Raw genomic sequence first — 13,667 nt, 5'->3', positions numbered from 1 at the left:
CCGCGCTTACCCCTTCACCGCGCCCGCCGTCAGCCCACGCACGAAGTAGCGGCCGGCGACCACGTAGACAAGCAGCGTCGGCAGCGCGGCGATGATCGCGCCGGCCATGTCGACGTTGTATTCCTTCACGCCCGTCGACGTGTTGACGAGGTTGTTCAGCGCGACCGTGATCGGCATCGAATCGACGCCGGAGAACACGATCCCGAACAGGAAGTCGTTCCAGATCTGCGTGAATTGCCAGATCAGGCACACCATGAAGATCGGCAGCGACACGGGCATCAGGATCTTCGTGAAGATCGTGAAGAAGCCCGCGCCGTCGATACGCGCGGCCTTCACGAGCTCGGCCGGCACGCTCACGTAGAAGTTGCGGAAGAACATCGTCGTGAACGCGATCCCGTACACGACGTGCACGAACACGAGGCCCGGAATCGTGTTGGCGAGGCCGAGCATCCCCTGCAGGCGCGCCATCGGCAGCAGGATCACCTGGAACGGAATGAAGCAGCCGACCAGCATCATCGTGAACAGCGCATCCGCGCCGCGAAAGCGCCAGTGCGTGAGCACGTAGCCGTTGAACGCGCCGATCAGCGACGAGATCAGCACGGCCGGGATCACCATCTGCAGCGAGTTCAGGAAGAACGGCTTCATGCCGTCGCAGCGCACGCCGGTACACGCGCCGCTCCACGCCTTCACCCACGGATCGATGGTCCAGTGCGTCGGCGGCGTCAGCAGGTTGCCGGTGCGCAGCTGGTCGAGATCCTTGAAGGACGTCGACAGCATCACGTAGATCGGGAACAGGAAATACAGCGCGAACAGGATCAGCGCCGCATAGATCACTGCCCGGCTGATCGTCATCTTAGGCTGCATTGCGGGTGCTCCTCGATTCCATATACATCAGCGGCACCAGCACGGCGACCACGGTCGCGAGCATCATCACCGACGACGCCGCGCCAAGCCCGAGCTGGCCGCGGTTGAACGAAAACGTGTACATGAACATGGCCGGCAGCGACGACGACGTGCCGGGGCCGCCCGCCGTCAACGCCACCACCAGGTCGAAGGTCTTGATCGTGATGTGGCAGAGAATCAGCAGCACCGAGAAGAACACCGGGCGCATGCTCGGGATCACGATCTTGCGGTAGATGGTCGGCAGCGTCGCACCGTCGACCTGCGCGGCCTTGAAGATCTCGGCGTCGACGCCGCGCAACCCGGCGAGGAACAGCGCCATCACGAAGCCGGTCGACTGCCACACGGCGGCGATCACGATACAGAAGATCGCCTTGTCCGGATCGTCGAGCCAGCCGAACGAGAAGCTCGTCCAGCCCCAGTCGTGCATCACTTTCTCCAGGCCGAGGCCCGGGTTCAGGATCCACTGCCATGCGGTACCCGTGACGATGAACGACAGCGCCATCGGATACAGGAAGATCGCGCGCAGCGCGCCTTCGTTGCGGATCCGCTGGTCGAGCAGGATCGCGAGGAACAGCCCGAGCGCGACGCAGATCGCGATGAACGGAATCCCGAACCAGCCGAGGTTCGCGGCGGAGGTCCACCACACGTCGTTCTGGAACAGGTCCGTGTAACGGCCGAAGCCGTCGAATTCGTAGTTCGGCAACAGCCGCGAGTTGGTCAGCGACAGATAACCGGTAATCAGAATGAAGCCGTAGATGAACACCACGGCGATCGCGAGGCTCGGCGCGAGCACGAGCTTCGGGATCCAGCGATCGGCGAAGGCCGACATCGGCGACGTGCGCCGTGCGGCGGCAGCGCCGGATCCGTTTCCGCTAAGAGGGGCAGCCACTTGATTCGACTCCTGGAACGAGGGTGACGCAGGCCGGGCCGGCGCCGGGTACGGCACGGGCTTCGCGGGCGAGCCCGTTTGCTGCACTTGCAAAAACGCCCGGCCGACGAAGTGCTTCCGGCCGGGCGCCTATCGCGTTTTACTTCACCTTCGCGGCTTTCGCGAGCGCGGCGACCGCGCTCTTCGAATCCTGCTGCGAGTTCATGAACTTCGTCACGACGTCGGTGATCGCGCCGGCCGTTGCGTCGCCCTGCGCCATCCCGTGCGCGAGCGACGGCACGAAGCCGCCCGACTTGATCGCGGTCTGCTCGTCGGCGTACGACTTCTTCGCGCAGTCGTCGAACTTGTCCATCTTCACGCCGAGACGCACCGGCACCGAACCCTTCAGCAGGCTGAACTGCTCCTGGAAGGCCGGCGTCATGATCGTCTTCGCGAGTGCGAGCTGGCCCGGCGTCGCTTCCTTCTGGCCCTTCTGCTGGAAGAACACGAACGAGTCGACGTTGAACGTGTACGAATTCGCCGTACCCGGCACCGCCGCGCAGATGTAGTCCTTGCCCGCCTTCTTGCCCGCGTTCTCGAACTCGCCCTTCGCCCAGTCGCCCATGAACTGCATGCCGGCCTTGCCGTTGATGACCATCGCGGTCGCGAGGTTCCAGTCGCGGCCGTTACGGCCGGTATCGAAGTAGCCCTGGATCTTGCGCACCGTGTCGAACACCGACAGCATCTGCGGCGAGGTCAGCGTCGCCTGGTCGAGATCCACCAGCGCCTTCTTGTAGAACGCCGGGCCCTGCGACAGCACGACGTCTTCCCACAGCGTCAGGTCCTGCCACGGCTGGCCGCCCATCGCGACCGGCTGGATGCCCGCGGCCTTCAGCTTGTCGGCGACCGCGAAGAATTCAGGCCAGGTGGTCGGCACCTTCGCGCCGACCTTGTCGAGCGCGGCCTTGTTGATATAGAGCCAGTTCACGCGGTGCACCGAGAACGGCGCCGCGACGGTGTGGCCCTTGTACTTGATGATCTTGTCGATTTCCGGCGGCAGGTTCTGCTTCCAGTCGCCAGCGGCGGAATCGATGTTGACGAGCACGCCCTGGTCGGCCCAGTCCTGGATCAGCGGGCCCTTGATCTGCGCGGCCGACGGTGCGTCACCGCTGATCACCTTGGTCTTCAGCGCGGTCATCGCCGCGGCGCCGGCACCGCCCGCGACCGCGAAGTCCTTCCACACGTAGCCCTGCTTCTGCACGTCGTCCTTCAGCACGCCGACGGCCTTCGACTCGCCGCCCGAGGTCCACCAGTGCAGCACGGTTACATTCTCGGCCGCCTGCGCCGCCACGGCGCCAGCCATCAGACCCGCGGCGCAGAGCGCGCCCATGATCGAGCGAACTTTCATTACTTATCTCCTCCAGACTGAATCAACTCGTGAGGTTCCCCGACGGGGAACCGGCTTCTTGATAAACGACGGGGAAATCGAGCCGCGGGACGCATGCAGCGTACGGGGCCGATGACCGGCCGGGCTCTTACAGAAAGCGTGAATCGAGATTCAACGGCGTGTCTCCTCTTTGTGTTTCTGGCCCGCCGCGATGCCGCGGCGCGAGCCCGGGGGCGACGGCGCGCGGACGATGCGCACCGTCAATGTCCGATAACATTCGGCACAAGGCGTTCCCGAAGGCGAAGCTCGCGCAGTTCATCGACCGCACTTCTTTTTTTCTTCACCCAGGTGCTACCCCTTGCGGCGGATTGTAGTTAAACTACAATTCAGTGTCAAAAATATTTTTATCGCACTACGGATCGCTTCCCAGCACCCCAACCGGCGGAGACACATGCATACCGATTCCAGCTTTACCTTCGTACTTTTCGGCGGCACCGGCGACCTGTCGATGCGCAAGATCCTGCCCGCGCTGTTCGAAGCGCACCGCGGCAACATGCTCGCGGAAAGCGGCCGGATCGTTGCCGTCGCGCGGCACGAATCGGATCGGGCCGGCTATCTCGAGTGGGTCGACACGCACGTGAAGCCGCACGCGGCGAAAGCCGCCGGCAAGGCCTTCGACGAAACCGCGTGGAAATCCTTCCTCGAACGCATCGAATACGTAAAGCTCGACCTCGGTCGCGCGGAGGACTACGTCGTGCTGCGCGACGCGGTCGCGCAGCTTCCCGGCATCCGCGTGTTCTATCTCGCGACGGGGCCGTCGCTGTTCGTGCCGATCTGCAAGGCGCTCGCGTCGGTCGGCCTGAACGAAGGCGCGCGCATCGTGCTCGAGAAGCCGCTCGGCTACGACCTGCGCTCGTCGAACGCGATCAACGACGCGGTCGGCGAGATCTTCGCGGAAGACCAGATCTACCGGATCGACCACTACCTCGGGAAGGAGCCGGTGCAGAACCTGCTCGCGCTGCGCTTCGGCAATGCGCTGTTCGAGCCGCTGTGGCGCCGCGAATGGGTCGAGAGCATCCAGATCACGATCGCCGAGGAGCTCGGCGTCGAGGCGCGCGGCGATTTCTACGACAATACGGGCGCGCTGCGCGACATGGTGCAGAACCACCTGCTGCAGCTGCTGTCGATCGTCGCCATGGAGCCGCCGCACTCGATGGACTCCGACTCGGTGCGCGACGAAAAGCTGCGCGTGCTGCGCGCGCTGAAACCCGTCGATTCGCGCGACATCGGCAAGGTCGCGGTGCGCGGCCAGTATCATGCGGGCGTGATCAAGGGCGCGCAGGTCCCGGCCTACGCGACCGAGCCTGGCGTGAAGCCGGACAGTCCGACCGAAACCTTCGTCGCGCTGAAGGTCGAGATCGAAAACTGGCGCTGGGCCGGCGTGCCGTTCTTCCTGCGCACCGGCAAGCGTCTCGCCGATCGCGTCGCGGAGATCGTCGTCAACTTCCGGCCGGTGCCGCACTCGGCCCTCGGGCCGACCGCGCTGCGCGCCGGATCGAACCGCCTCGTGATCCGGCTGCAGCCGAACGAGACGATTCGCCTGTACTGCCTCGCGAAGCAGCCCGGCGAAGGGATGAACCTCGCGAGCGTGCACCTCGACCTCGCGTTCGACCGTTTCTTCAAGGAAGGGCAGATGGAGGCGTATCAGCGCCTCTTGCTCGACGTGATCAACGGCCGCCTCGCCCTGTTCGTGCGTCGCGACGAACAGGAAGCCGCGTGGCGCTGGGTCGAGCCGATCCTGAACGAATGGGCCCGCTCGCTGAAGCCGCCGAAGCCGTATGCGGCAGGCACGTGGGGGCCGGCCGCGGCGAGCGCGATGCTTGCGCAGCACGGCACCTGCTGGCTCGAAGAAGAAAACTGATGCAAACCGTTGCCGTGTGCACACGGCAACGTGCCCCATGATTCGCACGAATTGAACAGACAAAGCAGTCCGGAGGAGATGTGATCGAGATTCACGCTTTCGACACCCAGGAAGCGCAAAGCGAAGCGCTCGCGCGCGCCGTCGGCGATGCGCTGCGCGCCGCGCTCGGCGGCCCCGCGCGCCCGACGCTCGCGGTGTCCGGCGGCACGAGCCCGCGCCCGTTCCTGCAAACGCTGTCGCACGCGGCGCTCGACTGGGCCGGCGTCGACGTCACGCTGGTCGACGACCGCTGGGTGCCGGAAGACGACGCGGCCAGCAACGCGCAGCTCGTGCGCGACACGCTGCTGCAGCACGCGGCGGCCCCTGCCCGCTTCCTGCCGCTCGTCGACACGCGCGCGGCGCTCGACGCGCACGTCGCCGCACTCAACGCGAACGCCGACTACCGCGTGCCGACCGTCGCCGTGCTCGGCATGGGCGAGGACGGCCACACCGCGTCGATCTTCGCCGATGCGCCCGAATGGGATCGCGCGATCACGACGCCCGAGCGCTTCGTCGCCGTGCATCCCGGCGCCGCGCCGCATGCGCGTGTGAGCTTCTCGCTCGATGCGCTCAAGCGCGTCGAGCGGCTGTTCCTGCTGATCGCGGGCGAACGCAAACGCGCGGTGCTCGACGCAGCAGCCGCATCGCTGCAGAAGAACGCGATTTCCCAACTGGCCAACGACAAGGGGACCAAGCTCGATGTCTACTGGTGCGCAAAGTAAGGCTGTCGTCGCGGCCCAGCATGCCGACGGCCCGCGCCTGCTCGCGGACGTCGGCGGCACCAACGCGCGTTTCGCGCTGGAAACCGGCCCCGGCGAGATCACGCAGATCCGCGTCTACCCCGGCGCCGACTATCCGACGCTCACCGACGCGATCCGCAAGTATCTGAAGGACGTGAAGATCAGCCGCGTGAACCACGCGGCGATCGCGATCGCGAACCCGGTCGACGGCGACCAGATCACGATGACCAATCACGACTGGAGCTTCTCCATCGAGGCCACGCGCCGCGCGCTCGGCTTCGACACGCTGCTCGTCGTGAACGACTTCACCGCGCTCGCGATGGCGCTGCCGGGCCTGACCGATGCGCAGCGCGTGCAGATCGGTGGCGGCACGCGCCGCCAGAACAGCGTGATCGGGCTGCTCGGGCCCGGCACCGGGCTCGGGGTCTCCGGCCTGATTCCCGCGGACGACCGCTGGATCGCGCTCGGCAGCGAAGGCGGTCACGCATCGTTCGCGCCGCAGGACGAGCGCGAGGATCTCGTGCTGCAGTACGCGCGCAAGAAGTTTCCGCACGTGTCCTTCGAACGCGTGTGCGCGGGACCGGGCATCGAGGTCATCTACCGCGCGCTCGCCGCGCGCGACAAGAAGCGCGTGGCCGCGACCGTCGACACGGCAGAGATCGTCGAGCGCGCGCATGCGGGCGACGATCTCGCCCTCGAGGCGGTCGAATGCTTCTGCGGCATCCTCGGCTCGTTCGCGGGCAGCCTCGCGCTGACGCTCGGCGCGCTCGGCGGCGTGTACATTGGCGGCGGCGTCGCGCTGAAGCTCGGCGATCTGTTCACGCGCTCGTCGTTCCGCGCGCGCTTCGAGGCGAAGGGCCGCTTCACGCAGTATCTCCAGAACATCCCGACCTACCTGATCACCGCCGAATATCCGGCCTTCCTCGGCGTGTCGGCGATCCTCGCGGAGCAGTTGTCGAACCGGTCGGGCGGCGCATCGTCGGCCGTGTTCGAGCGGATCCGCCAGATGCGCGACGCGCTGACGCCGGCCGAGCGCCGCGTCGCCGATCTCGCGCTGAACCATCCGCGCTCGATCATCAACGACCCGATCGTCGACATCGCACGCAAGGCGGACGTGAGCCAGCCGACGGTGATCCGCTTCTGCCGCTCGCTCGGCTGCCAGGGGCTGTCGGATTTCAAGCTGAAGCTCGCGACCGGCCTCACCGGCACGATTCCGATGAGCCACAGCCAGGTGCATCTCGGCGACACGGCCACCGACTTCGGCGCGAAGGTGCTCGACAACACGGTGTCCGCGATCCTGCAGTTGCGCGAACACCTGAACTTCGAGCACGTCGAGAACGCGATCGAGATCCTGAACGGCGCGCGCCGCATCGAGTTCTACGGGCTCGGCAACTCGAACATCGTCGCGCAGGACGCGCATTACAAGTTCTTCCGCTTCGGGATTCCGACGATCGCGTACGGCGACCTGTACATGCAGGCTGCATCGGCCGCGCTGCTCGGCAAGGGCGACGTGATCGTCGCGGTGTCGAAATCGGGACGCGCGCCGGAATTGCTGCGCGTGCTCGAGGTCGCGATGCAGGCTGGCGCGAAGGTGATCGCGATCACGTCGAGCAACACGCCGCTCGCGAAGCGCGCGACCGTCGCGCTCGAGACCGACCACATCGAGATGCGCGAATCGCAGCTGTCGATGATCTCGCGGGTCCTGCATCTGCTGATGATCGACGTCCTCGCGGTCGGCGTCGCGATTCGTCGCGCGTCCACCAACGGCGAACTGCCGGAGGCCGTCGCGCAGGCGCGCGCACGGGCGAGCGACGACGAGACGGCCGACGTGCTCGACTGGCTGAGCCACGGCGCCTCGCCGGCGGCGAAGGACGTCGCGCGGGACTGACGCCCGACACGGCACGGTGGCCGCTTTCCGCCCGCCCGAAAAAAACGCCACCGACGCATCGCGCGGTGGCGTTTTTTCATGCCGCGGCGGCGGCTGCCGCGCCGGCTCAGGCGCCCGCTTTCACCGGCCGGCCATGCCAGCGCAGCACGAGGGAGCGGCCGACGAAACACAGCACGCCGGTGACGCCGATCGTCACGCCCATCGCGAACGGCGTGCCGTCCGCGAGTGCGCCGATCGCGACGCTCGCGATCGCGCCGAGCGCGAGCTGCATCGCGCCGAATACGGCCGCCGACGCGCCCGCGTTGTGCGGATAGCGATGCATCAGGTCGGTCGTGCAGTTCGCGGACAGGATCCCGACCACGCCGACCACGAAGAACAGGCACACGACGATCGACCACAAACCGCCCCACCCGGTCAGCGCGACGAGCGCGACCGCGAGCGACGCGATGCAGCTCACGAGCGACGCGGCCGAGATGATGCGCAGCGAGCCGATGCGGCCGACGAGCCGCGTGTTCGCGAAGTTGCCGATCATGATCCCGACGACGTTCAGGCCGAACAGCAGCCCGTAGTGCTGAGGCGACACGTGGAAATACTCGATGTACACGAACGGCGTCGCGGTGATGTACGAGAACATCGACGCGAACGCCATCCCGCCGCACAGCATGTGCCCCCACGCGACCGGATCGGACAGGATGCGCCCGTACGATGCGAACGACGCGAGCACGGCCGCGCTCTTGCGCCGCTCCTTCGGCCAGGTTTCCGGCACGCGCAGGTAAGCGGTCGCCGCGCACACCGCGCCGAACACGGCGAGCACGACGAACACGCCGCGCCAGCCCGAGAAACGCAGGATCTGCCCGCCGATCAGCGGCGCGAGCAGCGGCCCGACCGCAGTGACGATCGCAACCATCGACAGCACCTTCGCCGCATCGGTCGGCTCGTGCGCATCGCGCGCGATCGCACGCGACAGCACCGACGCCGCGCCGGCGCCGAGCGCCTGCAGGAACCGCACGAGGATCAGCATGTCGATCGAGTTCGACACGAAGCAGCCGACGCTCGCGAGCGTGAACAGCGCGATGCCACCGAGCAGCACGGGCCGGCGGCCCCACGTGTCGGACATCGGACCGTACAGCAGCATGCCGATCGAGAAGCCGGCCATGAAGCTCGTCAGCGTGCGCTGCGCGGCGCCGGGGCTGACGGAGAAGCCGTCGGCGATCGACGGCAGGCTCGGCAGGTACATGTCGGTGGCGATCGGCCCGCAGGCCGCGAGCGCGCCGAGCAACAGGATCAGCCGGGCATCGGGCCGGCGTCGGATGACGTGAGACATGGGTATCCGGAATGGAGCCCGCGCGCATCGGGGCGCGCGTGGCGGTGAAGACGGGAGGCCGCGCCGCGAACGGCGCGCCCAGGCCCATGATTGTACGCGCAACTTTTTTACGTGCTGGCGGCCGAGTGGGCGGCTGGCGGGAAAACACCGGCGCGACGCCCACCGCGCGGGATCGAGCGCCGGGATTCGATTAAGCTTGCAACTCCTCGCCCCTCTTGTCTGACCAATACGACACACGATCGAACCGATGACCGCCTTCCTGTTGATCTGGAGCCCCAAGAAATGGCCGTGGCCCGAACTGCCCGACGTCGCCGCGCGCGTGAAAGCCGGCGAGGCCGTGCATGACGTGTGGGGCTGCGGCTTCGCGCGCGGCATCCTGCCGGGCGATCGTGTGTTCCTGCACCGCGTCGCGAAGGAGCCGAAGGGCGTGTTCGGCTCGGGCTACGTGACGCGCGCGCCGTACGAGGTGCACGATCCGTCGACGAAGCGCGGCTACCGGCTATGCATCGACTTCGTGTACGACTGGCTGGTCGACGCGCACCAGGACGTCGTGATCGCGCGCGACGCGCTGCGCGTCCATCCGTACTCGGTGCAGACCTGGGACGCGCAGAGCTCCGGCACGGTGATCAAGCCGATGGTCGAAGGCCCGCTCGAGAAGCGCTGGGCCGAGCTGACCGGCAAGCGCAAGCCGCCACCGTTGCCGGATCGATAACGGGGCCGAATCACACCCTCGTCCCGCCCGGCCCGCGCCATCCCTCACGCGCCGAAAGGCCGCAGACCGCCCGGCGGGCCCGTCATGCGCGTCTCCGGTACAATCAGACGATCGTTCCGCCCAGGCGCCGCGGCCCGTGCACAGGCCCCCGCGCCCTTCTCTCGCAGGTTTCGTCCATGTCCAACAATCAGATCCTCTTCGAACGCGCCCAGAAGACCATTCCGGGCGGCGTCAACTCGCCGGTGCGCGCCTTCCGTTCGGTCGGCGGCACGCCGCGTTTCGTCTCGCGCGCGCAGGGCCCGTACTTCTGGGATGCCGACGGCAAGCAGTACATCGACTACATCGGCTCATGGGGCCCGATGATCGTCGGCCACGTCCATCCGGAAGTGCTGTCGGCCGTGCAGAACGTGCTCGCCGACGGCTTCTCGTTCGGCGCGCCGACCGAAGCCGAGATCGAAATCGCCGAGGAAATCTGCAAGCTCGTCCCGTCGATCGAGCAGGTGCGGATGGTATCGAGCGGCACCGAGGCCACGATGAGCGCGCTGCGTCTCGCGCGCGGCTTCACGGGCCGCAGCCGCATCGTCAAGTTCGAGGGCTGCTATCACGGCCACGCGGACAGCCTGCTGGTCAAGGCCGGCTCCGGCCTGCTGACGTTCGGCAACCCGACGTCGGCCGGCGTGCCCGCCGACATCGCGAAACACACGACCGTCCTGGAATACAACAACGTCGCCGCGCTCGAAGAAGCGTTCGGCGCGTTCGGCGACGAGATGGCCGCGGTGATCGTCGAGCCCGTCGCGGGCAACATGAACCTCGTGCGCGGCACCCCCGAATTCCTGAACGCGCTGCGCGCGCTGTGCACGAAGCACGGCGCCGTGCTGATCTTCGACGAAGTGATGTGCGGCTTCCGCGTCGCGCTCGGCGGCGCGCAGGCGTACTACGGGATCACGGCCGACCTCACCTGCCTCGGCAAGGTGATTGGCGGCGGGATGCCGGCCGCCGCGTTCGGCGGCCGCCGCGACATCATGGCCCACCTCGCGCCGCTCGGCGGCGTCTATCAGGCCGGCACGCTGTCGGGCAACCCGATCGCGGTCGCCGCGGGCTTGAAGACGCTGCAACTGATCCAGGCGCCCGGCTTCTACGACGCGCTCACCGCGCAGACCAAGCGTCTCGCCGACGGCCTCGCGGCCGAAGCGCGCGCGGCCGGCGTGCCGTTCGCCGCCGACTCGATCGGCGCGATGTTCGGCCTCTACTTCGCGGAGCGTGTGCCGACCAGCTTCGCGGAAGTCACGAAGAGCGATACCGAGCGCTTCAACCGCTTCTTCCACCTGATGCTCGACGAGGGCGTGTATTTCGCGCCGTCCGCGTACGAGGCCGGCTTCGTGTCGAGCACGCACGACGACGCGGTGATCGACGCGACGCTCGCGGCCGCACGCCGCGCATTCGCAGCCCTCGCCGCCTGACCCGGGTCCGCACGCATGTTCTCGGATACCGATTTCGCCCACATGCAGCGCGCGCTGACGCTCGCGGCGCGCGGCATGTATACGACCGCGCCGAACCCGCGCGTCGGCTGCGTGATCGTCAAGGACGGCGACGTGATCGGCGAAGGCTTCACGCAGCCGGCCGGCCAGGACCACGCGGAAGTGCAGGCGCTGAAGGACGCGCGTGCGCGCGGCCATGACGTCGCCGGCTCCACAGTGTACGTGACGCTCGAGCCGTGCAGCCACTTCGGCCGCACGCCGCCGTGCGCGAACGCGCTGATCGACGCGCGCGTCGCGAAGGTCGTCGCCGCGATGGAAGACCCGAATCCGCAAGTGTCGGGGCGCGGCCTCGGGATGCTGCGCGACGCGGGCATCGACGTGCGCTGCGGGCTGCTCGCGAACGAAGCGGGTGAACTGAACATCGGCTTCGTGTCGCGGATGACGCGCGGCCGCCCATGGGTGCGGATGAAGACGGCCGCGTCGCTCGACGCGCGCACCGCGCTGCCGTCCGGCGAAAGCCAGTGGATCACCGGCGAGGCCGCGCGCCTCGACGGCCACGCCTGGCGCGCGCGCGCGTGCGCGATCCTCACCGGGATCGGCACCGTGCGCGAGGACAACCCGCTCCTGACCGTTCGCGGCATCGACACGCCGCGCCAGCCGCAGCGCGTGCTGGTCGACAGCCGCCTCGACCTGCCGCTCGATGCGCGCCTGCTCGAAGGCGCGCCGCTGCTGATCTTCTGCGGCCGGCTCGATGCCGCCGGCGAAGTGCGCGCGAACGTGCTGAAGTCGCGCGGCGCGGAAATCGTGCCGCTCGCGAATGCGTACGGCAAGGTCGACCTGCCCGCGATGCTGGCGGCGCTCGGCGCGCGCGGCGTCAACGAGTTGCACGTCGAGGCCGGCCACAAGCTGAACGGCTCGCTGCTGCGCGAGCAGTGCGTCGACGAGCTGCTGGTCTATCTCGCACCGAGCCTGCTCGGCAGCGACGCGGCCGGCATGTTCGACCTCGCCGCGCCGGCGAGCCTCGACGCCCGCGTGCGGCTCGCGTTCCACAGCGTCGAGCGGATCGGCGACGATCTGCGAATCCTGGCGCGTGTCGCACCGCCCCCCGCCACTCTTTGAACGGAGCCGTCAGGATGTTTACCGGAATTGTCGCGGCCGTCGGCCGCATCGAGGCGATCAACCCGCTCGGCGCGTCGCCCGAGGCGGGCGTGCGGCTGACCGTGCAGGCCGGCGGGCTCGACCTGGCCGATGTCGCGCTCGGCGACAGCATCGCGATCCAGGGCGCGTGCATGACGGTGCTCGAAAAGACCGACACTGGTTTCGACGTCGACGTGTCTCGCGAAAGCCTGAACCGCACGGTCGGTCTCGCGCAGCCGGGCGAAGTGAACCTCGAGAAGGCGCTGCGCGCGCACGACCGCCTCGGCGGGCACATCGTGTCGGGCCACGTCGACGGCCTCGGCACCGTGACGCGCTTCGCGCCGGTCGGCGAATCGCACGAGTTGCGGATCGTCGCACCGCGCGAGCTCGGCCGCTATCTCGCGTACAAGGGCTCGATCACGGTCAACGGCGTGAGCCTGACCGTCAACACGGTCGACGATCGCGCCGACGGCTGCGAGTTCTCGATCAACCTGATCCCGCATACGGTCGAGGTCACGACACTGCGTCACGTGAAGGCCGGCGACAAGGTCAATCTCGAAATCGACATGATCGCGCGGTATGTGGAGCGGATGATGTCGGCATCGCAGGGCGTGCATCAGGACTGACCAGACTGTTCCGCCCCCTGGATGGTAAATGGCAGCCGGCGGTGCGGCCCGGCACCTGACCTGATGGCCAACGACGCGCACGGGTCATCCCGTCGCGCTAAGATGCAACGGCAGCGGTTTCGGCGCCGCGACACACGGTGCGCCGCGTACCGGCTGCCCCCCTTTTCCTCCAGGAGTCGTCCCATGTCCATCTCGATGTACCAGGCTTCGCTGCCCGTCCTGATCCGCGGCCTCACCAACCTGCAGCACATCCTCGGCAAGGCGCAGGCGCATGCGGCCGAGAAGCAGATCGACCCGTCGGTGTTCATCGGCGCACGCCTCTATCCGGACATGCTGCCGCTCGTCCGCCAGGTGTATATCGCGACCGACACGGCCAAGGGCTGCGCCGCGCGGCTCGCCGGCGTCGACATCCCGAGCTATCCCGACGTCGAGCAGACGTTCGACGAACTGCACGCGCGCATCCAGAAGACGATCGACTATCTGAAAGGCTTCGACGCCGCGCAGATCGATGGCAGCGAAGCGCGCCAGGTCGTGCTCAAGATGCGCGTCGGCCCGATCGAGTTCACCGGCCAGTCGTATCTGCTGAACTTCGTGCTGCCCAACTTCTTCTTCCACGTGACGACGGCATACGACATCCTGCGCCA

12 protein-coding genes are annotated in these 13,667 nt (G+C 67.5%); 8 read left to right on the top strand and 4 right to left on the bottom strand.

The genetic code is table 11. From position 1 onward, the window contains the following. Window positions 1-6 precede the first annotated feature (6 nt). The 3 genes from DIE08_RS25965 to DIE08_RS25955 all read right to left on the bottom strand — a co-directional run bounded on the left by DIE08_RS25965 (window position 7) and on the right by DIE08_RS25955 (window position 3,179). A complete protein-coding gene (locus DIE08_RS25965) occupies window positions 7-864 on the bottom strand; it encodes a carbohydrate ABC transporter permease (RefSeq protein WP_124623544.1) in 858 nt (285 codons plus the stop codon). Then, window positions 854-1,792: a carbohydrate ABC transporter permease gene (locus DIE08_RS25960; protein WP_059509685.1), complete on the bottom strand. Its 939-nt coding sequence runs from the start codon at window positions 1,790-1,792 to the stop codon at window positions 854-856. Before DIE08_RS25960 ends, DIE08_RS25965 begins: the two co-directional genes overlap by 11 nt. A gap of 139 nt (window positions 1,793-1,931) precedes the next feature. After that, a complete protein-coding gene (locus DIE08_RS25955) occupies window positions 1,932-3,179 on the bottom strand; it encodes an ABC transporter substrate-binding protein (RefSeq protein WP_124623547.1) in 1,248 nt (415 codons plus the stop codon). Window positions 3,180-3,609: 430 nt separating this feature from the next. Between DIE08_RS25955 and zwf the strand changes: the two genes are divergently transcribed. The 3 genes from zwf to DIE08_RS25940 all read left to right on the top strand — a co-directional run bounded on the left by zwf (window position 3,610) and on the right by DIE08_RS25940 (window position 7,746). Then, on the top strand, window positions 3,610-5,079 hold the full coding sequence (zwf, locus tag DIE08_RS25950; protein WP_124904341.1) for a glucose-6-phosphate dehydrogenase: 1,470 nt from the start codon (window positions 3,610-3,612) through the stop codon (window positions 5,077-5,079). Window positions 5,080-5,159: 80 nt separating this feature from the next. Further along, the gene (gene pgl / locus DIE08_RS25945; protein ID WP_124904339.1) at window positions 5,160-5,840 is read left to right on the top strand and encodes a 6-phosphogluconolactonase; all 681 of its coding nucleotides are present in this window, start codon (window positions 5,160-5,162) and stop codon (window positions 5,838-5,840) included. Next, window positions 5,818-7,746 carry a bifunctional transcriptional regulator/glucokinase gene (locus DIE08_RS25940; RefSeq protein WP_124904337.1) on the top strand — a complete coding sequence of 643 codons (1,929 nt, stop codon included), beginning with the start codon at window positions 5,818-5,820 and terminating at the stop codon, window positions 7,744-7,746. The genes pgl and DIE08_RS25940 overlap by 23 nt, the downstream gene beginning before the upstream one ends. 106 nt (window positions 7,747-7,852) lie before the next feature. On the opposite strand, the gene DIE08_RS25935 is transcribed toward DIE08_RS25940, so the two are convergent. Beyond that, window positions 7,853-9,070: a Bcr/CflA family multidrug efflux MFS transporter gene (locus DIE08_RS25935; RefSeq protein WP_059605354.1), complete on the bottom strand. Its 1,218-nt coding sequence runs from the start codon at window positions 9,068-9,070 to the stop codon at window positions 7,853-7,855. Between the two features lie 247 nt (window positions 9,071-9,317). Between DIE08_RS25935 and DIE08_RS25925 the strand changes: the two genes are divergently transcribed. The 5 genes from DIE08_RS25925 to DIE08_RS25905 all read left to right on the top strand — a co-directional run. Further along, window positions 9,318-9,782 (top strand): hypothetical protein, encoded by a 465-nt coding sequence (locus tag DIE08_RS25925; protein WP_124904335.1) that lies wholly within the window; start codon window positions 9,318-9,320, stop codon window positions 9,780-9,782. A gap of 176 nt (window positions 9,783-9,958) precedes the next feature. Beyond that, window positions 9,959-11,242, top strand: a complete 1,284-nt coding sequence (gene hemL, locus DIE08_RS25920) for a glutamate-1-semialdehyde 2,1-aminomutase (protein WP_124904333.1) — start codon at window positions 9,959-9,961, stop codon at window positions 11,240-11,242. A 15-nt stretch (window positions 11,243-11,257) separates the two neighbouring features. Beyond that, window positions 11,258-12,379, top strand: coding sequence for a bifunctional diaminohydroxyphosphoribosylaminopyrimidine deaminase/5-amino-6-(5-phosphoribosylamino)uracil reductase RibD (ribD, locus tag DIE08_RS25915; protein WP_124623558.1), 1,122 nt, complete (start codon window positions 11,258-11,260; stop codon window positions 12,377-12,379). Between the two features lie 14 nt (window positions 12,380-12,393). Further along, the gene (locus tag DIE08_RS25910; RefSeq protein WP_124904331.1) at window positions 12,394-13,023 is read left to right on the top strand and encodes a riboflavin synthase; all 630 of its coding nucleotides are present in this window, start codon (window positions 12,394-12,396) and stop codon (window positions 13,021-13,023) included. Between the two features lie 183 nt (window positions 13,024-13,206). Next, window positions 13,207-13,667: DUF1993 family protein (locus tag DIE08_RS25905; RefSeq protein ID WP_148096084.1), on the top strand; the 461-nt coding region annotated here is incomplete at its 3' end.

The organism is Burkholderia sp. Bp9004 (genome assembly GCF_003858025.1).
GTDB classification, from domain to species: domain Bacteria; phylum Pseudomonadota; class Gammaproteobacteria; order Burkholderiales; family Burkholderiaceae; genus Burkholderia; species Burkholderia diffusa.
This window is presented reverse-complemented; position numbering and strand designations above follow the sequence as displayed.